Annotated in this window: 22 protein-coding genes and 1 pseudogene; 8 read left to right on the top strand and 15 right to left on the bottom strand. The window is 62.5% G+C overall.

The window, feature by feature from the left end; all coding sequences use genetic code 11:
- Nucleotides 1–294: 294 nt before the first annotated feature.
- Nucleotides 295–1,392: an NADH:flavin oxidoreductase/NADH oxidase gene (locus tag BPHYT_RS21835; RefSeq protein ID WP_012426287.1), complete on the bottom strand. Its 1,098-nt coding sequence runs from the start codon at nt 1,390–1,392 to the stop codon at nt 295–297.
- An 87-nt stretch (nt 1,393–1,479) separates the two neighbouring features.
- Between BPHYT_RS21835 and BPHYT_RS21830 the strand changes: the two genes are divergently transcribed.
- Complete coding sequence (locus BPHYT_RS21830) at nt 1,480–1,809, top strand: ArsR/SmtB family transcription factor (protein WP_012426286.1); 330 nt, start codon at nt 1,480–1,482, stop codon at nt 1,807–1,809.
- Nucleotides 1,810–1,848: 39 nt separating this feature from the next.
- On the opposite strand, the gene BPHYT_RS21825 is transcribed toward BPHYT_RS21830, so the two are convergent.
- Together BPHYT_RS21825 and BPHYT_RS21820 are read right to left on the bottom strand one after the other, a co-directional pair.
- The gene (locus BPHYT_RS21825; protein WP_012426285.1) at nt 1,849–2,280 is read right to left on the bottom strand and encodes a response regulator; all 432 of its coding nucleotides are present in this window, start codon (nt 2,278–2,280) and stop codon (nt 1,849–1,851) included.
- 339 nt (nt 2,281–2,619) lie between these two features.
- Nucleotides 2,620–2,904 carry a DUF4148 domain-containing protein gene (locus BPHYT_RS21820; protein ID WP_012426284.1) on the bottom strand — a complete coding sequence of 95 codons (285 nt, stop codon included), beginning with the start codon at nt 2,902–2,904 and terminating at the stop codon, nt 2,620–2,622.
- Between the two features lie 290 nt (nt 2,905–3,194).
- Between BPHYT_RS21820 and BPHYT_RS21815 the strand changes: the two genes are divergently transcribed.
- A complete protein-coding gene (locus tag BPHYT_RS21815; protein WP_012426283.1) occupies nt 3,195–3,467 on the top strand; it encodes a DUF4148 domain-containing protein in 273 nt (90 codons plus the stop codon).
- Between the two features lie 69 nt (nt 3,468–3,536).
- On the opposite strand, the gene BPHYT_RS21810 is transcribed toward BPHYT_RS21815, so the two are convergent.
- The 9 genes and pseudogenes from BPHYT_RS21810 to sauS form a co-directional block, all read right to left on the bottom strand.
- Nucleotides 3,537–4,982, bottom strand: a complete 1,446-nt coding sequence (locus BPHYT_RS21810; protein WP_041759092.1) for a heavy metal sensor histidine kinase — start codon at nt 4,980–4,982, stop codon at nt 3,537–3,539.
- Complete coding sequence (irlR, locus tag BPHYT_RS21805) at nt 4,979–5,659, bottom strand: heavy metal response regulator transcription factor IrlR (protein WP_012426281.1); 681 nt, start codon at nt 5,657–5,659, stop codon at nt 4,979–4,981. Before irlR ends, BPHYT_RS21810 begins: the two co-directional genes overlap by 4 nt.
- A 79-nt stretch (nt 5,660–5,738) precedes the next feature.
- Nucleotides 5,739–6,186: pseudogene (locus tag BPHYT_RS21800) on the bottom strand (efflux RND transporter permease subunit); the annotation flags it as partial.
- 15 nt (nt 6,187–6,201) lie between these two features.
- On the bottom strand, nt 6,202–7,761 hold the full coding sequence (locus BPHYT_RS21795) for a SulP family inorganic anion transporter (protein ID WP_012426280.1): 1,560 nt from the start codon (nt 7,759–7,761) through the stop codon (nt 6,202–6,204).
- A gap of 407 nt (nt 7,762–8,168) precedes the next feature.
- The gene (locus tag BPHYT_RS21790) at nt 8,169–8,507 is read right to left on the bottom strand and encodes a DUF4148 domain-containing protein (RefSeq protein ID WP_012426279.1); all 339 of its coding nucleotides are present in this window, start codon (nt 8,505–8,507) and stop codon (nt 8,169–8,171) included.
- Between the two features lie 88 nt (nt 8,508–8,595).
- Nucleotides 8,596–8,928, bottom strand: a complete 333-nt coding sequence (locus BPHYT_RS36935; protein ID WP_012426278.1) for a DUF4148 domain-containing protein — start codon at nt 8,926–8,928, stop codon at nt 8,596–8,598.
- Between the two features lie 439 nt (nt 8,929–9,367).
- Nucleotides 9,368–10,750 carry an MFS transporter gene (locus tag BPHYT_RS21780; protein ID WP_012426277.1) on the bottom strand — a complete coding sequence of 461 codons (1,383 nt, stop codon included), beginning with the start codon at nt 10,748–10,750 and terminating at the stop codon, nt 9,368–9,370.
- Between the two features lie 63 nt (nt 10,751–10,813).
- On the bottom strand, nt 10,814–12,475 hold the full coding sequence (locus BPHYT_RS21775) for an AMP-binding protein (RefSeq protein ID WP_012426276.1): 1,662 nt from the start codon (nt 12,473–12,475) through the stop codon (nt 10,814–10,816).
- Entirely contained in the window at nt 12,472–13,917 is a 1,446-nt protein-coding gene (gene sauS / locus BPHYT_RS21770) for an acylating sulfoacetaldehyde dehydrogenase (protein ID WP_012426275.1), read from the bottom strand. Before sauS ends, BPHYT_RS21775 begins: the two co-directional genes overlap by 4 nt.
- A gap of 204 nt (nt 13,918–14,121) precedes the next feature.
- Between sauS and BPHYT_RS21765 the strand changes: the two genes are divergently transcribed.
- The 3 genes from BPHYT_RS21765 (at nt 14,122) to BPHYT_RS21755 (ending at nt 15,626) form a co-directional block, all read left to right on the top strand.
- A complete protein-coding gene (locus tag BPHYT_RS21765; RefSeq protein WP_012426274.1) occupies nt 14,122–14,886 on the top strand; it encodes an IclR family transcriptional regulator in 765 nt (254 codons plus the stop codon).
- A gap of 132 nt (nt 14,887–15,018) precedes the next feature.
- On the top strand, nt 15,019–15,249 hold the full coding sequence (locus tag BPHYT_RS21760; protein ID WP_012426273.1) for a type II toxin-antitoxin system Phd/YefM family antitoxin: 231 nt from the start codon (nt 15,019–15,021) through the stop codon (nt 15,247–15,249).
- A complete protein-coding gene (locus BPHYT_RS21755; protein WP_012426272.1) occupies nt 15,249–15,626 on the top strand; it encodes a type II toxin-antitoxin system VapC family toxin in 378 nt (125 codons plus the stop codon). The genes BPHYT_RS21760 and BPHYT_RS21755 overlap by 1 nt, the downstream gene beginning before the upstream one ends.
- 119 nt (nt 15,627–15,745) lie before the next feature.
- On the opposite strand, the gene BPHYT_RS21750 is transcribed toward BPHYT_RS21755, so the two are convergent.
- A complete protein-coding gene (locus BPHYT_RS21750; protein ID WP_012426271.1) occupies nt 15,746–17,056 on the bottom strand; it encodes an MFS transporter in 1,311 nt (436 codons plus the stop codon).
- Nucleotides 17,057–17,245: 189 nt separating this feature from the next.
- Nucleotides 17,246–18,901, bottom strand: a complete 1,656-nt coding sequence (locus BPHYT_RS21745) for a GMC family oxidoreductase (RefSeq protein WP_012426270.1) — start codon at nt 18,899–18,901, stop codon at nt 17,246–17,248.
- Nucleotides 18,902–19,106: 205 nt separating this feature from the next.
- Between BPHYT_RS21745 and BPHYT_RS21740 the strand changes: the two genes are divergently transcribed.
- Both BPHYT_RS21740 and BPHYT_RS21735 read left to right on the top strand, forming a co-directional pair.
- Nucleotides 19,107–19,943 carry an IclR family transcriptional regulator gene (locus BPHYT_RS21740; RefSeq protein ID WP_012426269.1) on the top strand — a complete coding sequence of 279 codons (837 nt, stop codon included), beginning with the start codon at nt 19,107–19,109 and terminating at the stop codon, nt 19,941–19,943.
- 118 nt (nt 19,944–20,061) lie between these two features.
- A complete protein-coding gene (locus BPHYT_RS21735; protein WP_012426268.1) occupies nt 20,062–20,814 on the top strand; it encodes an IclR family transcriptional regulator in 753 nt (250 codons plus the stop codon).
- A 42-nt stretch (nt 20,815–20,856) separates the two neighbouring features.
- Here the strand turns inward: BPHYT_RS21735 and pdxR are convergent, their stop codons facing one another.
- Nucleotides 20,857–22,383, bottom strand: coding sequence for a MocR-like pyridoxine biosynthesis transcription factor PdxR (gene pdxR, locus BPHYT_RS21730; protein ID WP_012426267.1), 1,527 nt, complete (start codon nt 22,381–22,383; stop codon nt 20,857–20,859).
- Between the two features lie 321 nt (nt 22,384–22,704).
- Here pdxR and tauA point away from each other — a divergent pair, with 321 nt between their 5' ends.
- Entirely contained in the window at nt 22,705–23,763 is a 1,059-nt protein-coding gene (gene tauA, locus BPHYT_RS21725) for a taurine ABC transporter substrate-binding protein (RefSeq protein WP_012426266.1), read from the top strand.
- Nucleotides 23,764–23,796 lie beyond the last annotated feature (33 nt).

Here is a 23,796-nt window from a genome sequence, read left to right as displayed (position 1 = left end):
CGGGCACTGCCGCCGGTCTAGCGATTGGAAGCGCGGCACAAAACGGCTGAGCATTTCACGCGGAATGCTGCGAGCGCTGTAATCGGTCTAACAGTTGGAAATGCGGCGCCGGGGTGCAGAGCACGCAATGCGAAATATCGCGCGCGCAGCAGTCGGTCGAGTGCGCGTGCTCCTGCACGCGCAACCGGACGCTCGCCTGGAGGCAGAATGAAACGCGCCGCCTGCGCGGCGCATAAAGCGGCGGAGCCAGGCGGCGCGGTCAGCACAACAAACTCGACGCGAAAACTCAGCCGCTCAGGCGACCTTATAGCGTTCCAGCCAATGCGCATAAGGCGCCGGCAATGTCCACGACGGACGCTCGATACCGAGCTTCTTCGCCGCATGGTACGGCCAGTGCGGATCGGCCAGATGCGCGCGGCCGACCATCACCAGATCCAGTTGCCCGTCCTTCACCGAACGATCCGCCAGTTCCGGCGTGTCGATACCCCACGCCGACGACACCGGAATCCCAGCTTCGCGGCGCACGCGCTCGGCGATCGGCGCGAGAAACGCCGGCGCCCACGGAATCGCCGCCGTCGGCGTGGAGAAGCCCACGCTGACGCTCAGCATGTCGAGGCCTTCGCGCTTGAAGTTCTTCGCGAGTTCGATCGATTCGACGAGGGTTTCCTCGTCGCGGCCGTCGTACTCGATCACGCCGAAACGCGCCGTCAACGGCAGATGCTCAGGCCACACCTTGCGTACCGCTGCCAGCGTTTCCAGCAGGAAGCGGCTGCGGTTTTCCAGGCTGCCGCCGTAAGCGTCGTCGCGCTGATTGGAGTGCGTCGAGAAGAAGCTCTGCCCGAGATAGCCGTGCGCGAAGTGCAACTCGAGCCATTCAAAGCCGGCGTCGAGCGCGCGCTTGGCAGCCGCGACGAAATCTTCGCGAACGCGCGCAATGTCGTCGAGCGTCATCGCTTTAGGTACTTTCGGCAGACCACCGCCGAAGGCGATCGCCGACGGGGCGATGGTTTGCCAGCTGCGGCTGTCGTCGTCGGCGATGTGGTCGTCGCCTTCCCACGGACGGTTGGCGCTGGCTTTGCGGCCCGCGTGGCCGATCTGGATGCCCGGCACCGCGCCGGCCGCCTTGATCGACGCCACGACCGGCGCAAAAGCCTGCGCCTGCTCGTCTGTCCAGATGCCCGCGCAACCCGGGGTGATGCGGCCTTCAGGCGACACGGCCGTCGCCTCGACGATCACCAGACCCGCGCCGCCGCGCGCGAGACCAGCCAGGTGGATGCGGTGCCAGTCGTTGATCAAACCGTCTTCGGCGGTGTATTGGCACATCGGCGGAATGGCGATCCGGTTGCGCAGGGAAACGTCTTTGAGCTTGTACGGCTGGAACAATGCGGACATCAGGCTAAACTCCTCTGGACTTGCTTGTACGGTAGTTCGATAAACATCGAATAACGAAGTATCGCAGAAACCTTTATCATTTGCAGGATGCGCACCTATAACCACCCCGCCGCCGAGGATTTCGCCCTCGGGCGGCTCTTTCATGCCCTGAGCGACCCGGTCCGCCTCGAGATCGTGCGGCGCCTCGCGTCGGTCGACGAGGCCACCTGCGGCGAGCTCGACGGTGGCCGCCCCAAGTCGAGTGTGTCCCATCACTTCCGGATCCTGCGCGAGGCGGGTCTCGTGCGCACGCGCGTGGCCGGCACCGTGCATCAGAATTCGCTGCGGCGCGCTGAGTTGGACGCCCGCTTTCCGGGCTTGATGGAGGCGATTCTCAAGCAGATCGTCGCGGAAACGGCGGAGAGCGAGCCGGCTTGACGTCAGGCTCCGGCGTCGCGCGCGCGGCGATCCGCGCCTCTATTCGCGCCAAAGCTTGCGCATCAGCGCGAGCAACGCGGTCGGGGCCGTGCCTTTTTGACAATAACCGTCGAAATTGTGACGTGCCTTGCCGGTTTCCTTCACGTGATCCTCATCGAGCGAGGTGAACGCGACGATGCCCAGACTTTGCGTCGGCAGATAGCTGCGTAGCGCGCTCGCGGTTTCATAGCCGTCGCGCTCCGGCATCATGATGTCGAGCACCACCACGTCGGGCACCCAGTCCCGCACGCAGCGCAGCGCCTGCTCGCAGCCGTCGGCGGCGCGAGCTTCGACGCCTTCATAGGAGAGATAGGTGGCGAGCGCTTCGGCCGCGCCGACGTTGTCGTCGACGACCAGCACGCGCGGTAATTCGTGCAATACCCGGATCTCACGGGCGCTCCACCTTTGGCAAGTAGCGGGGGTTCGGGGCATAGGCGTGACAGCTTGCGATAAAAACATTAGCTGACAGCAAACCGCGTACCAACGGGCGGCGTTGCAATAGCATCGTCATCAAGCCGGCAATGACGACCAGGCTGCGCTTATGGCGCGTCGCGTAGACCAGCGCGCTTGCGGCGTTTCACGATGCATTCCGCTCGGTTGACCGCCAGCGCGCGTCGCAAAAGGTTCGCGCATCGCGCTTCAACACGCGGACGAGTTCACTGGCGACAAATACCGGAGCGGACGCCAGCCCAATCAACCCGTATGCCGCATACGCGACGCCGCGACGCGCGTGCGTTGCACCGTCCATCGCGGATGGTTGTACATCGCATTTCAATCCGAATTGGAAACAGGCGCGCGTCCCGCCTCCGACGAACCGCTTGCGCTGCCGCCGAAACCCGTCGCGGCATGCCGCGCCGCCACCCGTGCTTCGGCGGCCTGAATATCGGCCGGATAGTTCGGGTCTTCACCGCGGCCCGGGTTATAGCCGGCCTGTTCGAGTTCGATCAACTCGGCACGCACTTGCGCGCGGGTGACAGGCGAGTTCGTTTGGGCAAACACCGCAACCGGCGCTGCAAGCACAGCGGCAACCACAACGGCTTGAATAAGGGACTTCATGACGACGACCTCCAGACTTCGCTTCGTTCTGCTACGAACAGCCCTGTTCGTAATTCACTGACGACAGTCTAGAAAAGCCGGTGCTTGAGAATAAGTGCCGCGCGTGGAGAGGATTGTTCTCGAATATGGATAAAGCGGTTGGACCTCTGCGGCCGGCCACCCGATTGCCGTTTCGTCGCCACCGCATGTCCTGACATTTTTCTCATGTTTCTGTCACGGTGACACACCACCGGCAATTCACACTGGGCTCACGAATCGCCAAACGGCGGCCGTCACCCGGGAGATTTCACATGAATGCTGCAAGACTCTTCACTCTGTCAGTCGCCGCGTTGACGATATTCGGCACGGCATCGCAGGTTGCGCAGGCACAAGGCAAGTCTCGCGCCGAGGTGCAACAGGAACTGGTTCAAGCGCAACACGCCGGCTTGATTCCGTCCAGCAAGACACAATACCCGCCAGACGCCAGGACGGTTGCCCGCAACAAGCAGATACACGCCATTGCGTGGCATGGTGGTGAAACGACGCCTTCATTGGACCAGCATGACAAGCTCTCCGCGAAATAACGACCTGCGCCGCCGGCACCAACATGCACGGCGGCACGCGCGCGCCTGTTGCCGTTGAACGGGGCGTGCTCACGCTTTGCGTACGGCGTCGCGTCCTGGGCGCGCCGCCATGCCGTGACTTGAGCAATCATGGTTCGGAAAGCGCAGCCAGAAACAGGTGCGCACATGTGGCCGGCTTTCGCAGCCGCACTGCCCCCCGTGGCTCGTCATGATCGATTTCACGATGGCGAGGCCCAGCCCCGTGCCCGATGCCGAACCGTGCCGCGAAGGATCCACACGATAGAACCGCTCGAATATGCGTTCGAGATGGCGAGCTTCGATTCCCGCGCCCGAATCCGACACACTCAGCGTGGTCCAGTCCGGCTCCTCCTTGCAGTCGATGATAATGGTGGTTCCTGGCGGCCCCTGCGCGAGCGCGTTCGAGAGCAGGTTGCTGAGCGCGCGTTGAAAGAGCAGCAGATCGGCTAGCACCGTGCCCTCGCCCGTCACCTTGATCTCGACCTGCGCATCTTCGGCCACGGTCTCGTAGTAGCCCGCGACCCGCTCGGCCTCCGCGACCGCGTCAAGTAAACGCAAGGACGGGGGCGCATCAGCCTGATCGGAACGCGCCAGGAACAGCATGTCTTCGATCATGTGCGACAGCCGCCGATACTCGTCCACACTGGACTCGATAACGTCCCGGTAGTCCTCCGCGCTGCGGCGCTGTGACAACGCCACCTGAGCAGCGGCAAGCAGATTAGTGAGCGGCGTGCGCATATCGTGCGCAAGATTGGATGAGAATTGACTTAGCCGGGTGAACGATTCGTCAAGCCGCGTGAGCATGCCGTTAAAGGCCTGCTCCAGTTCCTTCAACTCGCCTGACGCATGCAATTCCGGCAGCGGTTGCGCGAGACCGCTCGTCGACATCGCTTCTGCCCGGGCCACCAGCCTGCGCAGCGGGAGCAGTCCCACCAGGGCGATACCGTATGCGAACACGGCGGCTAACAGCACACCCAATACTTCGATCGCCACCGTGGTGCAGGCGTACACGCGCAATAGCGCTTCATCGCCGGTGCCGTCGTATTGAATGGCGACCAGCACCGGCGGTCCGATTCCGCCATTGAGCGCCACGCGCTGCAGCAGGTATCGAAGATTCGAACCGGCGCGCGTGAGCGCCAAAGGCGCACCGTTCAGCACGATTGCCGCAATCGGCGCATAGGGCTTGAAGCCCGCCGTGCTCAAGCGGCGCTGGCCCGCTGTGTCGTAAATGGCAAGCGCCATGTGGGGATGCCCACGCAGGTGGTCGATCACCGTCTCCGCGTTGCCGCCAATGGCATGCACGGTCGGAATCCCCGACAGATGCGTGTGTAACGCCGCCATCGTGCTGGACATCTGCTCGACCGAGCTCGACTCGAGGCAACTGCGCAGCACGTGATATAGCGCAAGCCCGCTGAGCGCGAGGATCGCCGACGTAGACACGATGATGAGAGCAGTGAGCCTTGCACGCAGCGTACGCGGCACCATGCACCTGATCAATTGCCGGCGCCCCGGTTTTCCAGCACATACCCCATGCCTCTCACGGTGTGAATCAGCTTGGGTTCGTAGGCGTCGTCGATCTTGGAGCGCAGTCGCCGGATTGCCGAATCGACCACGTTCGTGTCGCTGTTGAAGTTCATGTCCCACACTTGCGAGGCGATCGTAGCGCGCGGCAGGATTTCCCCTTCCTTGCGCATGAGCAGCCACAGCAGCGTGAATTCCTTGGCGGTGAGCAAAATCACGTCGTGCTGCCGGGTCGCCTTACGCCGCGTCAGATCCAGTTCGAGATCGGCGACCTTCAGCAACGTGAATTCGCGTGGCTTGCCACGCCGCAGGATCGACCTCACGCGTGCGATCAGTTCGACGAAGTCGAACGGCTTCGCCAGGTAGTCGTCGGCGCCGAGCTCCAGGCCTTTGACGCGGTCTCCCACGTCGTCGCGCGCGGTGAGAAACAGCACCGGCGTGCACCGTTTGCGGCGCAGGTTTTGCAGCAGCGTCCAACCGTCCTGTCCCGGCAACATTACATCGAGGATCAGCAGGTCGTAGTCTTCCGTCTCCGCCTGATGCTGGCCCGTCACACCGTTTTGCGCCCAGTCGACCACGTATCCCGCCTCAGACAAGCCCTTTCGCAAATAGGCGCCGGTCTTCGGCTCATCTTCCACCAGCAGAATCCGCATTGCCACTACCTCGAAAAAATGCCCAACCGGCGCAGCAACTGAGCGGGGGACGTCTTGGCTAGCCAGTTCGATGCAACGGCGCGATGAACCCGACCGCCGTGGCGATGGACAACGGAATGCCTGTCAACCAGAGTGACAGCATGCCGCCGCTCAATGCGAATGGAATACCTGTGAAGACTAGCAAGCCATCCTTAGCATTATTAAACACATTGAACAGCAGGACAAACACGATGAGACGCCAATTCGTAGCGGTCCATGTTGATGGTGAGAACCGGCAAGCCGCTGGTCTGTTCAATCTTGACCTCAGTCAGCGCCCGGCCTTTCTGCAAAGCCGCCGCGATCTCTTCTGCAGCATCGCTGAGCACCGTCGTGTTGTCGCCGAATAGTTTTACCGCGACATCGTTGCGCGCGCTAGAGATCAATCCGTCGAAACGGCGTCGTATCGGTCGGGAAAATTCGTATTTGTTTCCCAGCATTTCCGCAACGACGGCTTCGGTTTCCACAACGAGTGCGTCGCTCGACTTCTGCCGCGCCGACGCGGATCATTGCCTGCGCAGGAGCGCCCCGAAGCCCCGCAATCCGACGCGCTCCTCGACAACTTTCTCCAACTGCCGACACTCGACCTGAATGCCTCGCGCGGGAGCGTTTTTCACAAATTCATCGATCAGTTCGCGCGCGTCGGGGTCGATGAAATCCGCGCGGCTGCCGTCGAGTATGACCGTGGCCCGATCGGGAATCGTCTTCAGATGTTCCTTGAGGCTGACCTTCGCGAGAAACGACACGTCCTTGCGCAAGCACAGCAGGAAGTGGTCGTCATGCTGCGCCATGGTGATTGGCCGCCGCATGTGCGCATGAATGGCGAATGCGACGCTGCACACAATCCCGATCACGATGCCCATTAACAGGTCGGTCAGCAGCACGGCGGCGATCGTCACGACGAATGGTGCGAAACGCGCGAAACCCTGCCTGGCGGCATCCGCGAACATCGACGGCTTGGCAAGTTTCAGCCCCGTGAAGATCAGAATGGCGGCGAGACTCGCAAGCGGAATCAGATTGATCACCGCTGTCAGCGCGAACACGCTCACGAGCAACAACGCGCCATGCACGACGGCCGACCAGCGGCTTTGCGCACCCGCTTCGACGTTCGCGGAACTGCGCACGATCACGGACGTGATCGGCAATCCGCCGATCGCACCGGCCACGATGTTGCCGATGCCCTGCGCCTTGAGTTCGCGATCCGGCTGCACAGGGCGTTTCTTCGGATCGATTTGCTCGACGGCCTCGAGACAGAGCAGCGTTTCCAGACTCGCGACGATCGCAATCGTCATTGCCAGGCGCCAAACATCCGGCTTCAGCAAGTGCGTCAATTCAGGCCAGTTGAACACCTTGTCCAATGCCGCAAACGAGGCCAACGACGGCAGCGACACGCGATGCTCGAGCGGCGGCGCGAACGCCGGAGCAACGAAGTCGAGCAACAGCGTGAGCCCAATACCGAACAATACGACCGCCAGCGGCGCGGGCACGTGGCGCACGAACGCGAAACGTCGCGCGGCCCGGGTTTCCCAACTGGCGAGAATCGCCAGCGACACGAGCGCGATCGCGCATGCCGCCACGGACATCGCGCCGAACGGCGTGACGACCGTGCCGCTCATCGCACTCGTCACGCTCGCGCTGCCGTCGGCCAGCCCTGCCGCGAGCGGCGCCTGTTTGATGATGAGCAGCAGGCCGATTGCCGCCAACATGCCTTTGATGACGGAAGATGGCACATAGGCGGCAAAGCGGCCCGCTTTGAGCAGGCCGAATCCGAACTGCATGGCGCCCGCGAGCAGAACCGCGATCAGAAACGAGGAGAAACTGCCGAGCCTCGTCATGCCGTCGACGACGATCACAACGAGCCCCGCCGCCGGACCGCTGACGCTCAGATGCGAACCGCTCAGCAAGGCGACGACAAGGCCGCCGATGATGCCGGAAAGCAGGCCGGCGATCGGATCGACGCCGGACGCATTGGCAATGCCGAGACACAACGGAAGTGCGACGAGAAAGACGACAGTGCCGGCAAACATGTCGCGAGGAAACGATGCAAACTGTTCGCGTAGATTCATGATGATTGTGTTTCCAGACGTTTCGTACAAGCGGAAGATGAGACAGGCACTCGAAACAGCGCAAGTCGGTTACCTGAATTTAACGGCCACAGGGTGCGTGTACATGACTGACAAATGAGAAGTCCGTCACGTACGCGTGATGGTTAATGAGCTTGATGAAACAGGTCTATGGGGAGCGGTTGCGCGACGGAGCGAATGGGACGCTCTGTCGAATGTCGATGTCGTTGTTGCTGAAGAGGCCACTCCGGTGAAGGCCCGGAACTTGTTTTCAGGTAGTTCTATCGTGCCGATTCGGCCGCGCCATGTGTGGGCATTGGCACGGGTTCGCCACCGCGACGGGCCGCTCGCTCACGGACGAACACAGCAGCGAATTCAGTGCGACGGTGGTTCTTGTAGTGAACACAGCATCACGAACCTGCATAGATGTTGCAGAAGCTCACCGGCCCAACGCAGTGCGGATTGCCCTCAGGCATCGGCAGTCCGTGCGGCGCGCTGCCGGATTCATGCGATCCTGCCGGCACGCCGCCTTCGTCGCTCTGCGCCGATGGTGTCGCGGCTTTGGCCTTCACCTTGTGGGCGAAACTCGGATGCACATCGGGATAAGATGACTCAGTAACGTAGCGCAAGCCATTGGCCTGTGCTTCGATGAGTTGCTGCTTCACCTCGGCACGAGTCAAGCCTTGAGCCTGAACAGCAGAAGTAACAAATACGGCCGAAGCCAGGGCAAGACTGATGATCGATTTCATATGCGACTCCGTGGGTGTCGAATAATGCTGCGCATTTGCGCGGGTTGTTGTGAGAGACAACGAGTAGAGGAACACGCAGGTTTGCCGGTTACTCGAGGTAGCGTTCGGTTTCGGCAAACAGTGCCTTATTGCGCTCGATAGTCCGTTTGCTCGGCGGATAGTCGGCTTCGGTCGTCGGTATGAGACCGTCCTTATATGCTTGAAGCAGCTCCTGACGAACTTCAGCGCGTGTCTTTCCCTGAGCCGCCGGTTTGACCACCGGTGCGGCACTCGACGGCAGAGTGGTTTGCGGTACGCTGCCGTAACTCCCATCTTGCTTGACGGGTGCGTGGCCGGGGGACGCGTGCCCCACGTCCGCTAAAGCCAGCGGGGATAAAAAAGCGCCAAGCAGCCCAATGACAAATACTTTTCGAAACTTCATCTGAACCTCCATTCAATCCGGTGCCGTTATTGACTCGACTCCAGTTTGGCGCGCGGAGGAAACGTCAGGATGATTGCAAGATGATGTTTTTGTCAGAAGGCGGCGCAGTCATACGCGCGTCACACATTGCTGCTTGTGTTGCCAATGGCTTATGCATCAGCAGGCGGACGATGCGCGAGATGTGCGCCAGTGGAGGGACAGAGAGAAGTGGAGCGCGGCATCACCTGCGCGAGCGGAGAGTGCGCCGATCAATAGTAAGGGAGACGAGAGTGTAGAGATTCTTTAGATCTGCGCGCGTACGCCGGCCGATCGGCCGATCGGCCGCCAGATGAAATACGGCGGGCGCCACCCATGCGCCCGCCTTGCGTGAATTGCTTGAATCGGCTGAACGGGGCGGATCGCACAACTCACACCACTCCCGTCACCAACGCCACTCGTATCACTTGCGCCAACGCAACGGCCGGCGCAAGTGATGGCGCTCCAGCCTCACACCCGCGCCCGCATGCGAGAAAGACGGCATGCCGCCCAACTCGACGCCCGCGGCGCGCTCGCGCTCCTCATCGGCTTCCACGGTCTTGCTGGTGTCGATGAAAAGCGCCGCGAGAATGCCAACCGCAAGCAGGCCCGCGGAGATATTGAACGGCACGTTGTAGCTGCCGGTCTTCTCGATCAGATAGCCGAACACCACCGGCGACACCATCCCCGCGACACCGAAGCCCGTGTTCATCATGCCGCCGGCGGTGCCCGCGTACTTGCCGGCGATGTCGAGCGGCAGCGTCCACAACACCGGGTTGGTGATTTCGAGGAAGAAGAACGAAGCCGACAGGAACCACACGGCCGTGAGCGGATTGGTGGCGGACACCATCGGCAGCAGAAACACCAGCGAACCGCCCATGCCCACCACCAGCACCGTGCAGCGCGCGAAGCGCAAGCGGCCCGTGATCTTGTAGAGCTTGTCCGACACGACCCCGCCGAGCGTGTCGCCGATCACGCCGGCCAGCAGCGGCAGCGCGGTGAACAGCGCCAGCTGCTTGAGATCGAATCCACGCGACTCACGCAGATAGGACGGCAGCCACGTCAGATAAACCCACAGCAGCCAGCCATAGCAGAAGTCGACGAACGTGACGAGCCACATGCGGCGCACCAGCTTGCGCCACGGCGTGGCCGCATGCTTGGCGCGGTCGCAATCGCCGGCGCGGTAGCCGATTTCCGCGGTTTCTTCAGGCGTGATGCGCCGGTTCTGTTCCGGCGAATTGGTGAACACGAAGAGATAGAGCACGGTCCACGCGAGGCTCGCGATGCCGAGCAGGATGAACGCGTCGCGCCAGCCGCCGGTCGCCACCACGGCCAGCACCAGCGGCGGCGTGATCGCACCGCCCAGCCGCGCGAAACTGTGCGTGATGCCTTGCGCGAAACCGCGCTCGGCCACCGGCATCCAGTAGGTGAAGGCGCGCGTCGCGGTAGGAAACGCGCCGCCCTCGCCGATGCCGAGCGCGAAGCGCATCACGACCAGCATGGTGACGCTGCCCGCGAAACCCGTGGCGAGCGTAGCCACGCCCCAGATCAGCGACAGCACGGTGAGCACCAGTTTCGGCCCGTACTTGTCGGCGAGCCATCCGCCGATGATCTGCATCGCCGCATACGGATAAGCGAAAGCCGAGAACACCAGCCCGAGTTGAACGGTCGTCAGGCCCATCTCGTGACGAATCAACGGACCGGCGACCGCAATGTTCACGCGATCGATGTACGAGATGAAGTACATCAGGCACATGACCGCCAGGATGATATGGCGTGTCTTGACACGCCGGATACGCGTTTCCATGCTGTCTCCTATCTATTGTATGTATCGATCTCTACTGCACTGCGACTGGGATGCGGCGCGGCGTCAGGTGGGCACCAGCTTGAGCCGCTGCACCTTGCCGGAAGGCCCGCGCGGCAGTTCATCGACGAAGCGAAACTCTTTCGGTGTCTTGTAGCGTCCGAGTTCGCGCAAGCAGTGCTCGCGCAGATCCGCCGGATCGGGCGCGCCGCGGCCGTCGCTCATGCGCGGCACCACGAAGGCGACGATGTCCTGGCCGTAGGCCGGGTCGGGCACGCCAACAGCCGCGGCATCCAGCACATCGGGATGACGCAACAGTGCTTCGTCGATTTCGCGCGGCGCAATGTTTTCGCCGCCTTTGATGATCAGTTCCTTCGCGCGTCCGTTGATGTAGAAGTAGCCGTCCGCGTCGCGATAACCGAGGTCGCCAGTGCGCAGCCAGCCGTCCGAAGTAAAGGCAGCGGCGGTTTCTTCGGGCCGCTTGTAATAACCGCCCATCACCTGCTCGCCGCGCAACACCAGTTCGCCGCATTCGTTGGCGGCGCACTCGCGCCCTTCGCGATCGATTACCTTCGCCTCGCCGCCCGAGGGCAGGCCAATGCTGCCCACGCGCCGCCTCTCCATTTCATACGGATTACTGAAAACCGGTGCGGCGGTTTCGGTCATGCCCATGGTTTCGATCACGCCGATCCCGAAGCGCGCCTCGAAGGCGCGGTGATGATCGGCAGGCAATGCGGCCGACGCGCTGCGGCAGAACTTCAGCGCCGACAGATCGTAGGTGCAGGCTTCGTCGGCGTTGAGCAGATACGCGACGATCGTCGGCACCACGTTGATCCACGTGCAGGCATGCAGCGCGACATCGCGCCAGAACGTGCGGGCCGAGAAGCGCGACGTCATGACCGCCGAGCCGCCATGAAACAGCGGCGCGAGCAGCGTCACGACCAGACCGTTGATGTGATAGAGCGGCAATGACGCGAGCACGCGGTCGTCCGATGCAAGCCGGTGTTCGGCGCTGATGTTGCGTGCGTTGGCCACCAGGTTGCGATGCGTCAGCAGGACGCCTTTGGGCGTTCCCGTGGTGCCCGAGGTGTACATCAGCAACGCGACGTCGTCGGCTGTTGGTTCGTATGCCGTTGCGCGGCTCGTCACAGGCCGCGGCGCGACGCTGCGCTTCGCGAGCGCCGGCGCCGGCGCCGTGGCGCCGCTCGCGCCGTGTGCCGCGGCTTCGACCAACGCAGGTTCATGCTTCGCCAGCGAGGGCGGTTCGGCATCGTCCGGTTCGGTCTGGATCAGCGCAATTTCGCGGGTCAGCCCGGCGGCGCGCAATTCCGCGACTGCCGCGCCGATCACCGCATGCGTGTCACTCGCGGCGAAGATCATCCGCGTGTCGGAATGATCGACGATATAGCGCACCTGCGAAGGCTGGCACAGCAGATTGAGCGGATTGGCAACGAGCCCGCTGTACATGGCCGCGAGCAGCAGACGAGCCGTCTGGATGCCGTTGCCCATGAACACGGAAATGACTTCGCCCGGTTGCAGACCCGCTTCCCTGAAGCGTGCCTCCAGCGCGCGGCAGTCGTCGCGCAATTCGCGAAACGTCAGGACGGTCGCGCGCCGATCGGGGACCGGCGTTTCATCGTCGTCGAGCGCGGCGAGTAGGAAGGGTTTGTCCGGATGCTGCGCGGCGCGCTCGTCGATCAGCGCGCGAAGGGTGACGGGCGTGTTCATCGGCCGTACCTCGCGAAGAAGTCGCCGAGCAGTTCATCCGTTTCCGGCACGCGCTCTTCGATCGGATAGGCGACCCGCGTGGTGTTCAGATAGTGGCGGAAGCCCAGATTGCCCGAGAAGTTGTTGCGGCCCCACGTGCCGCAGCCCATCGACAGCGAAAACGGCAAGCCGTTGTCGAAGTTGCCGCCGGTGGCAAGGCAATGCGCCTGATTCACGATCACGCGCGCGACGGGCAACGTCACGCCGAGTTGGACCGCTTGCGCGGCATCGCTCGAATGCAATCCGACCGAATGGCCCGCGCCCATGTAGGCGTAGATGCTGCGTACGACTTCCGCCGCGGCATCGAAGCCGGCGGCGCGATACACGGTGAGGACCGGCGCGAGTTTCTCGCCGGAGAACGGATAGTCGCTGCCCGCCCCGCTCTCTTCCACCATCAGGAAGGCGGGATGACGCGCGGCGACTTCCTCCAGACCCGCCACGCGCGCGATCACCTCGGCGGATTTAGCCGTGCACTGTTCTGAGAGCTTGCCGTTGACCCACATCGCCGTCTGCAGCTTGGCTTTCTGCGCGGCGTCGAGGAGTACGCCGCCGCACGAGGTCAGTTCGGCCAGCATCGGCTGATACACGGCTTCCTCGATCACGATGCTGTTTTCGGACGAACAGCTCGTCGCGTTGTCGAAGGTCTTCGAGCGCAGGATCTTGCGCGCCGCATCATGCAGATCCGCGGACGCCGTGACGATCGAAGCCACGTTGCCCGCGCCCACGCCGAACGCAGGCGTGCCGCTCGCATACGCCATGCGCACGTTTGCCTGAGAACCGGTGGCGACGACCAGATCGCACTGCCGCATCAGCGCAGCGGTCGCCGCCTTGCTGATCGGCGCGGGCAGCATCTGCACGAGGTCAGGATCGATGCCGGCCTTCGCGAATTGCGCGTGAATGAATTCGATCAACAGCGCGCAAGACGAGTACCCTTTGGGGGACGGCGCGACGATTACTGCATTGCCGCATTTGAGCGCGTTGATGATCTTGTTGGCCGGCGTCGCCGCCGGATTGGTCGAAGGCGTGATGGCCGCCACCACGCCGACCGCGCGCGCGATCTCGACGAGGCCGCTTGCTTTGTCTTCCGCAATCACGCCGGTGGTCTTTTGTTCGTGCAAATCGCGCAGCAGACCCAGCGTTTTACGATAGTTCTTGCGGAACTTGTCGTCGGCGTTGCCGAGGCCCGTATCGTGCACCGCGCGTTCCGCCAGCTGCCGGTTGCGCTCGGGCTCCATGATGGCCCACGCGGCGGCATCGGCGGCGGTGTCGAGCGCCTGTTGTCCTGCCTGCTCGAAAGCGCGCTGCGCCGCGCGCGCCTTCGCAACGAGCGTGGCGACGATGCGCTCGGCTTCGCCGTCCGCATGGGTGCCCGAGATTTCGGCTCCTGTGGCCCTGACGTTCATATGGGTTCGCTCCGCGTGAATAGATTGATTGCAGTGCTATCAATCTAGCCAGCCGCGCGTAGAGCGAAGTCCCGTTTTTCGAGCTATCCATTGCAATGGGTTTACCAGCATCGGAAAACGCAAAATTCGGTACTTTCCACAGTCCCGAAAAGCAATGAAGTCGATGCAAAATCAACGCTGTGAATACGCTGGCGAGGGAGTGGGATGTCGACGTCAAACCAGTCGAATGCAGCTGCAGTGCGCGCGTTTCGCGTACTCGAAACGCTTGCCGAAGCGGGCAGCCCGCTTTCGATGACGGAGCTCGTCAATGCGCTCGGTCTGCCCAAGCAGACCGTTCACCGCATCCTCGTGCAATTGATGGATGCGTGGCTCGTCACACGCGGCGCGGGCGACCGACTTTACGAATGTTCGCCACGCGTGCGCATGCTCGCGGTCAATGTGTTGATGCATGCGGGACCGGCCGCCGCGCGTCATGTGCTGCTCGAACAGCTAGTGGCGAAAATCGGTGAGACCTGCAACCTGACCATGCTGTCGGGCAACGATGTGGTCTACGTGGATCGTGTCGAAACCGAGTGGCCGCTACGCATGCATTTGCAGCCGGGTTCCCACGTGCCGCTGCACTGCTCGGCAAGCGGCAAGCTGCTGCTGAGCTTTCTGCCGAAGGACCGGCGCGAACGCGTGATCGAGACGCTGCCGTTGCGTGGTTATTCGGAACGGACGATCACCGATCGCGACGCATTGCGCAAGGAATTGAGCACCACGCGGCGGCGGTTGCTTGCGATCAACAACCAGGAACATCTGCAAGGGCTGATCGCGATTGCCGTGCCGGTGATGCTGGATCGCAATCGCGCCTGCGCGGCGATTGCCGTGCAGGCGCCGGTGGGCAGAGTCACGCTGGATGATCTGCTCGCGTTTGTGCCTGATTTGCGCCACGCGGCGGAAGAGACGGCGAAGACGTTTCAAGAATGACGCCGCTAAAGACTACGATAACGTACCCGTAGGTAGCACGGCTTTCTCGAGCGGCGCGCGTTGGACGTTTCCCTAACGGTTGACTGCGGCACACAGGTGGACTAACATGGACTAAGTCCACTAGGAGCCATCATGTTGACAGTCAATATTCATGAAGCAAAGACTAATTTTTCGCGGTTGGTCGACGCCGCTGCTGGCGGCGAGGAAATCCTGATCGCAAAAGCCGGCAAGCCGGCGGCGCGTCTGGTCTCCATCACGAAGCCTGCCCGGCGCTTTGGCGCCCTCAAAGGCGCGGTACGCATCGCGGATGACTTTGACGCACCTTTACCTGATGACGTGATCGCAGCATTCGAGGGCAATTGATGCGCGTACTTCTCGACACGCATATCTACCTTTGGGCGGTCACGGACGATCCGAAGTTGAGCGCGACCGCACGCAAGATCATTCTCGACGCCGACGAGGTGTTTGTCAGCGCCGCGAGCATCTGGGAGGCATCGATCAAGGTGGGGCTAGGCAAACTCGATGCGGACATCGATCAGCTCGTCGCCGAAATCGAGGAGAGCGGGTTTTCTGAACTGCCCGTCAGAGCGGCGCATGCGGCGATGGTTCGCAATCTGCCGGACATCCATCGTGATCCTTTTGACCGGATTCTCGTTGCGCAGGCCATGGCAGAACCGTTGCGGCTCATCAGTGCGGACGGCCATCTGTCGAAATACAGCGAACTCGTCTTAACCGTGTAGCTTCAGCCGGCGAGCGACCGGGATGCAGTTTCGGGCCCACTGCAATGGCCTTGATCGCTCACCAGCCTGTCAGAGATCGTGGAGAGTGATGGCCGTCGGCCGGCGATCACCCTGCGAGATCACGACCGCGCATGCACCACCGATTCGAACGCGCCCGCCCGCCTCCGCTCTATCGCGCGCACCGACAACGCCGATACCAAAGCCGAAAACAACACATACGCGCACACAGTCCATGGCTTACCGCCATTCAACCGCATCAGGATCGTCGCGATGATCGGCGTGAGCCCGCTCGCGAAGATTCCCGAGAACTGATACACGAACGAGATGCCCGTATAACGCACTTCGGCATCGAACAGTTCGGCAAACAATGCCGCCTCCGGCCCGTACACCATCGCGTAGAAAATGCCGAACGGCACCACGATGGCCGCCCAAATCAACAGCGTGTTGGCCGGTTGCATTTCGATGAGCCAGAAAGCCGGAAACACCGACACGCCACAAATCAGCGAGCCCCAGAAATACACCCGCGCGCGGCCGAGCTTATCCGACATGCTGCCGAACAGCGGGATAAAAAAGCACATTACGCCGGCCGCGATCATCACGCCGAGCAAGGCATCGGTGCGGCTCATCGACACGTGCTGCGTGAGGTAGCCGATCGAGAACACGGCGAAGATGTTGAAGAACACGCCGTCGATATAACGCGCGCCCATGCCGAGCACCACGGCGCCGCGATAACGCGTGATCATGTCGACGAACGGAATCTTCGCTTCGCGCCGATTGCGTTTGAGTGCGATGAATTCGGGCGTCTCCATCACCTTGGCGCGAATGTACAGGCCAATCAAAACCAGACCGAGCGACGCGCCGAACGCGATCCGCCACCCCCACGACAGGAACGCCGTTTCGGGCAGCAGGCGGGAGAGCGCGGCGACCATCCCCGATGCGAGACAGAGTCCGATCGACAAACCGATCTGCGGCAGGCTCGCGTACAGGCCGCGCTTTTCAGGTGGCGCGTATTCATACGCCATCAGCACCGCGCCGCCCCATTCGCCGCCGAGCCCGATGCCCTGCAACACGCGCAGCGACAACAACAGAATCGGTGCCCAGATGCCGATCTGCGCATAAGTGGGAACGAACGCGACGCCCGCCGTCGAGATCCCCATGATGATGAGCGTCAGAATCAACGCCGATTTACGCCCGATCCGATCGCCGAAGTGACCGAATATCACGCCGCCCAAAGGCCGCGTCACGAAGCCGACTGCGAAGGTCGAATAGGCGAGCAGCGTCGATACGAGCGGATCGCTGGCCGGAAAATAGAGCTTGTTGAATACGATGCCGGCGACCACGCCGTAAAGAAAAAAGTCATACCATTCGACGGTTGCGCCGATCACACTGGCGAACGCAACGCGCCGGATAGCGCGGGGATCGATTGCCATAGCAGCAGCTCCTCAATGGACGGCCATGCCGCGCGTATTAACGCGCGTGCCTGGCCGATAACCCCAGTTGTCTCCTCCGGGGCGGTTTATGTGCAGATCGAGCAACGTCCACTACCTGACGACCCGCGACTGCGTATTGCGGCGGACCTCGTCCGCCGTCGTTTTGCACCTGCTACTTCAATTGCTGGATCAAGCGGCCACCTTCGCCGCAGGCGTCGTCGCCACACCTCGATCGACGCCGCTTGCGTCGTGCAGAATCATGTCCGATGCTTTTTCAGCGACCATCACGATCGGTACATTCGTATTACCCGACACGAGTGTCGGCATGATCGAGCAATCGACCACGCGCAGTCCCTGCGTGCCGTACACGCGCAAACGTTCATCGACCACCGCGAGCGGATCGCCCGCCGGTCCCATCTTCGCTGTACCAGATGGATGGAAAATTGTCTGTCCGTACTCCCGGCAGAACTCGAGCAGTTCGTCGTCAGTCTGCGCGTCCGCGCCGGGCCGCACCTCGCGTTTCATCAGTCCGGCCATCGGCTGCGCCGCCGCGACGCGGCGCGCGAAACGCACGCCGGCGATGGTCGTGCGCCGGTCCAGATCGGTGTCCAGATAGTTGGGCTGAATAGACGGCGCCTCACGCGGATCGGCGCTGCGAATGCGCACCGCGCCGCGCGATTCCGGGCGCAACTGACAGATCGAGTACGTACAACCGGGAAAGTCGTGGACGTTGCCGCCCGCGGAATCCGCCGACAGCGTCGAGAAATGGAACTGGGTATCCGGTGTCGCCGATTCTTCAGGCAGCGCGCGGCAGAACATGCCACCCTGGTTGATACCGACCGCGAGCGGGCCGCTGCGCATCAGCGCCCATTGCAGGCCCATCTTCGCGCGGCCCGTCCATGAACGCAGTTGATCGTTGGTCGTGATCGGCTTCGTCACTTCATAGATCAGACGGATTTGCAGATGGTCCTGCAAATTCTCGCCAACGCCCGCGCGATTGGCCACCACGGGAATGCCGAACTCGCGCAGTAGCGCGGCCGGTCCCACGCCGGACAGTTGCAGCAATTGCGGGGACTGCAATGCACCGGCGGTCAGGATCACTTCGCGATTGGCGCGCACTTCGCGCAACTCGCCGTGTTGCCGATACTGCACGCCGCAGGCGCGGGTGCCTTCGAAAAGAATCTTCGAGGCCATCGCGTCGGTTTCCACATGCAGGTTCTGGCGCTGCCGCGCGGGTTTGAGATAAGCAACAGCCGTCGAGCAGCGAAACCCGCGGCGCGTGGTCAGCTGATAGTAGCCGACGCCTTCCTGATCGCCCGTATTGAAGTCGTCGATGCTTGCCACGCCTAACGAATTCGATGCCTCGATAAACGCATCCACCAGTTCGTGGCGCTGTTTGATCGTCGAGGCCCACAGCGGTCCGTCGACACCGCGCGTCGGCCCTTCGCCCAGTTCGTTATGCTCCAGCCGTTTGAAATACGGCAGGCAGTCTTGCCAACTCCAGCCGCGATTGCCGAGTCGCGCCCAGTTGTCGTAATCGTCCCGTTGTCCGCGCACATAGATCAGACCGTTGATCGAACTGCTGCCGCCCAGCGTACGGCCACGCGGCCAATAGAGCCGGCGATTGTGCATGTTCGGATCGGGATCGGTATAGAAGCCCCAGTTGTAGACCGGGTGAAACATCGTCTTGCCATAGCCGATGGGGATATGAATCCACATGAAACGGTCGGCCGGCCCGGCTTCGAGTAGACACACCGAGTAGCGGCCGCCTTCGGAAAGCCGGTTCGCCAGCACGCAACCCGCGGATCCCGCGCCGACGACGACGAAGTCGAATCGGTCTGCCATGTGACCTGTCTCCTACATGTTTTATAAAAAACGGTATGTTTCGTTGAAATTTATGTTCAGCCCGTTTCCTGTTCAAGAAATTCCCGCTACTATCGGTTCATCTGAAACAGAAACAGCGTTTTTTGTTTCACTTTTAGAAATGACCGGCCGGCCCGCGCGGCGTACGCGGACGTCGGACAGCCACCGATCGACAGCCAGGAAGCGTATGCAAGCACTTTGCTCGTCCCCACGCGGTGAACCTCTCGCCGAGGATTCCCGGGCGCTGCGCGCATTGGCCGTGCTCGAGCAACTCGCGGGCGCGGGACAGCCGTTTTCGCTTTCGCAACTCTCGCTGCGCCTGCACATTCCCAAGGCCACGCTGATGCGGCTGATCGAATCGCTTGAAACGCAGGGCTACGTGATGCATTTACCCGATTCGCGCGGCACGGACCGTGGCATCACGCTGGGTCCGAAAGCGGCACAGCTCGCGCTCACCACGCTATCCAACAACACGTTCGGGCGCGCCTGCCGTTCGCTGCTGCGCTCGCTGGTGGACGCGCTCGGCGAGACCTGCAATCTCACCGCGCTGGACCGCGACACCGTCCTCTATCTCGAACGCGTGGAGACCACCGAACCGCTGCGGCTGCACCTGCAGCCCGGCACGCGTGTGCCGTTGCACTGCACCGCGAGCGGCAAGCTGTTCCTGTCGCAGATGCCGCCGGCCGAGCGCCGTCCCGTGCTCGCGCGGCTGACGCTGGAGCGCAGAACGCAAGGTACATTGACGGAACTGAATCTGCTCGAAGCGGAACTCGACCGGCTCGCCGCGCGCGGAATCGGCATCGACAACGAGGAGCTGGTGCGTGGCATGGTGGCGGTTGCGGTGCCGGTGCGCGACGCCGCCGCCGGGCATGTGCTGGCCGCGTTGGCGATTCACGCGCCGACCGCGCGAGCGAGTCTGAACGACCTGCTCAAGGCCGTGCCGAAGCTCAAGGACGCAGCGTTGAAGCTGGCTCCGCTGTTATCCGCCGGCCCTTCCGCGGAGCATCCGTACCATGAGCGCTGAGGCCTTTCCCATGAGCGAACCGTTAGACACGGCAGAGTCCCCGGCCCGCGGCGCCAAGGCCGGGCGGCCCGAGGCCGGGTTGTACAATGACGCCGATCCATTTTCCGGAACGGCAGGCATGACCAAAGCGGATACTCCGACGCTGCGCGCGTTTGCGTTGCTCGAACACCTCGTCAACTCGGACGGCCCGGTTTCGCTTGCCGACATCGCGCAAGACGTGGCGCTGCCCAAGGCGTCGCTGCATCGCATGCTCGCTTCGCTCGAGGCGGGCGGGCTCGTGATTCGCGAGCCCGGCCAGAAAAACGCGTATGTGATCGGACCGCGGCTCGCACAGCTTGCGTTGGGTGTGGTGATGCATTCCGGCGCGCGGCGCCTGCGTCATGCGATCCTCGCGCGTCTGGTGGCCGATCTCGGCGAGACCTGCAATCTCACCATGCTGCACGAAACCGAGGTGTTGTACCTCGACCGCATGGAAGCGCCGTGGCCGTTGCGGCTCGATCTCAAACCCGGCTCGCACGTGCCCGCGTATTGCAGCGCGAGCGGCAAGCTGCTGCTCGCCATGCTGCCGCGCGAACAACGCTCGGCGCTGGTGCGCGCGCTGAAGCTCGAACGCTTCACGCAGAACACCATTACCGATCCGGAACTGCTGGAGGCGGAACTCGACCGCACCGCGCACAAGCGTATTGCAATCGATAACGAGGAGTTTCTGGCCGGCATCGTGTGCGTCGCGGCGCCGGTGATCGATGAGAACGGCACCTGTATCGCGGCAATCGCCGTGCATGCGCCGGTCTCGCGCGCACCGCTCTCTCGCGCGCTCGAATTCGTGCCGCGCCTTCAGGAAGCCGCCAAGGAACTCGCGGCAACCTTCTGATGCCTTGACGTCCTTAACGCGCGTCTTTGACTTCGGACGCGGTTAAAGCGCGGGCTTCTGCTTGCGCACGAGTTCGGCCAGCAGGCGCACGCCGGCGTCGATCTTGTCGAGCTTGATCGCAGAAAAGCCCATCCGGAAGCAGTTCTTCTGCTCCAGGCCGTCCATGAAGAACACGCCGCCCAATTCGATCAGAATGCCGTGCTGTTCGGCGTCGTCTGCAAGACGCACGGCGTCGAGCCAGGGCGGACCTTGCACCCAGCATGAGGCCCCGCCCGTAATCGGGATGTGACGCGCTTCGGGCATGTGGGTATCGAGCGCCGCCATCAGCGCCAGCGCGCGCTCGCGATAAGCGTGGGCCAGCCGGCGCAGCAGTGCGTCGTGATGACCGAGCGAGAGAAACGTCGCGAACGCGCGCTGAATGTAGGCTGCCGGATGCCGCACCATGAGCCGGCGCAACGCGCGCAATTCCTGCACCAGTTCGCGCGGACCGACGATATAGCCGAGCCGCAGGCCGGGCGCGAACGTCTTCGACAGACTGCCGATGTAGATCACACGGTCGGCCTTGTCCAGACTCTTGAGCGCCGGATGCGGCAGGCCCGAGAAATTGTTTTCGCTTTCGTAGTCGTCTTCGATCAGCACGAAGTCGTGCTTCTGCGCGAGTTCGAGCAAGGCATGCCGGCGTTCGATCGGCATGGTGGCCGTAGTGGGGCACTGGTGGCTCGGCGTCACGTACACGTAGTCGCATTGGGCGAACAGGTGCGCGTCGTCGACCGGGCGCACGCCGCCTTCATCGACCGGCAGCGGTATCAGTTGCGCGTTGCGGTTCTCGAAGATATTGCGCGCGTCCGGATAGCCGGGGTTCTCAAAGCCTACCGTGGTGCGTTCGCGCGCCAGCAGATCGGCGATCAGATATAACGCCTGTTGGCAGCCCATCGTGATGACGATCTCATCCGGCATCGCAAACACGCCGCGGCGCGGCAGTACGCGCGTGCGGATCTGCTGGATCAGCGTGTCGTCGTCGCGGCCGATCAGATCGGGCGCCCAGTTGCGGATCTCCATCACCGACAGTGACTTCATACAGCATTCGCGCCAGTCGTTGGTCGGAAAGAGCGACTGGTCGAATTGCCCGTAGATAAAGGGAAATTCGTAATCCTGCCAGTTGCCGGGCTTGACGATGTTGCGCTGCGCGGACGGCCGCCGTTGTACACGCTGGGCCCAATCGGGGCGCGCGCTCGCGTGCTCCTGCTCGCTGCCGGGCACCGTGTGCACCGCTTTGAAGCCGTGGCGTCCCTCCAGCATCGCTGGATTGACGAAGTGCCCGCTGCGCTCGCGCGAAATCAGATAGCCCTCCTCCACGAGTTGCTGGTACGCCAGCACGACCGTATTTCTCGCGACGCTCAGTTGATCGGCCAGTTCCCGGCTGGACGGCAGCGCGGTCTGCGGCGGCAGCTGGCCGTCCAGAATCGCGGCCACCAGCATCTGGCGGATCTGCCCTTGCAGGCTCATGTTCGAGTCGGTTGGACGCTGGAACCGCTGCGTCCAAAGCGCCGTCGCTGTACGGCTGGACATGCTTCCTCCTGAAAGTGAAAGAGCCGCACCAGTCACGCCGACGCTGCGCGTGACGGCCTTCTGCCGCGTGAGCGGCGACGGCGCGGGCCGGCCAGAACGGTTCGGCGCGCCGATGTGGACTCAACGATCGGCGCCGTCTGGCACTAACTTGCTCTATTTTTTAATGACGATACTCGACTCACCCCGTCCGAGGCGATTGGGACAAGCACCCCTCGTGGTCATACGAGTTCCATGCTCCACCGGCAGCCGCTGTTGAAACCCGTTGTTTAAACCGCTGATCAAACCGCTGTTCACACCTTCACACCTATTGTGAGACCTATTATGAAACGCCATAAAAACTCGACATTGCGGCCGTGGTTCCAATGGACGGCGCGCTGCGTCCTGTCGCTGGTTTGCGCCGCCACGGCGTGTTTCGCCACGACGCCCGCCCACGCTGAAGACAAGGAAATCACGATCGCCTACCAGCAGATCGTCGACCCCTGGGTGGTCGGCATCGCGAACGGGTCGATCGAAAAGGCCACGGGTTACAAGATCAACTGGCGGCAATTCGAATCCGGGGCAAAAGTGGCGACCGCGCTCGCATCCGGCGACGTCAAGGTCGGCGTGATCGGTTCCAGCCCGCTCGCGGCGGCCGTGAGTCAGGGCCTCGATCTGCAACTCTTCTGGATCCTCGACAACATCAACCAGGCCGAAGCGATGGTGGTGCGCAACGGTTCCGGCATCACCAAGCCCGCGGACCTGAAGGGCAAGACCATCGGCGTGCCGTTCGTTTCGACGACCCACTATCACACCATGTTCGCGCTGCAGCACTGGGGCATCAATCCGTCCGACCTGAAGATTCTCAACATGCAGCCCAATCAGATCGTCGCGGCCTGGTCGCGCGGCGATATCGACGCCGCCTATGTGTGGGACCCCGCACTCGCCGAACTGAAGAAAAGCGGCAAGGTGTTGATCACCTCCGGCGACCTTTCGAAACTCGGCAAGCCGACCTTCGACGGCATTGCGGTCGATCGCAAATGGGGCGAGGAACACAAGGACTTCATGGCCAAACTCGTCAAGGCGATCGCCGACGCCGACCAGCAATACCGCAGCAATCCTTCGCAATGGAACGCGAGCTCGCCGCAAGCCGCCGCCATCGCGAAGATGATCGGCGGCTCGCCGGCTGACGTGCCGGCCTCGCTGGCGCTCTATGCGTTCCCCACGCTTAGCGAACAGGCATCCGCGCAATGGCTGGGCGGCGGTACGACGAGCCGCGCCGCGCTCGCGCTGAAGGACACCTCGGAGTTCCTGAAGAGCCAGAAGCAGATCGGCACCGTGTTGCCGGACTACTCCAAATTCGTGACGCCGGCCTATGCTGAAGCCGCCGCGCAGCTCAAATGACGTAACCGTGATTCTTGGGGATAGGGAGGCAAC

It is taken from the genome of Paraburkholderia phytofirmans PsJN (genome assembly GCF_000020125.1).
In the GTDB taxonomy this organism is placed as follows: domain Bacteria; phylum Pseudomonadota; class Gammaproteobacteria; order Burkholderiales; family Burkholderiaceae; genus Paraburkholderia; species Paraburkholderia phytofirmans.
This window is presented reverse-complemented; position numbering and strand designations above follow the sequence as displayed.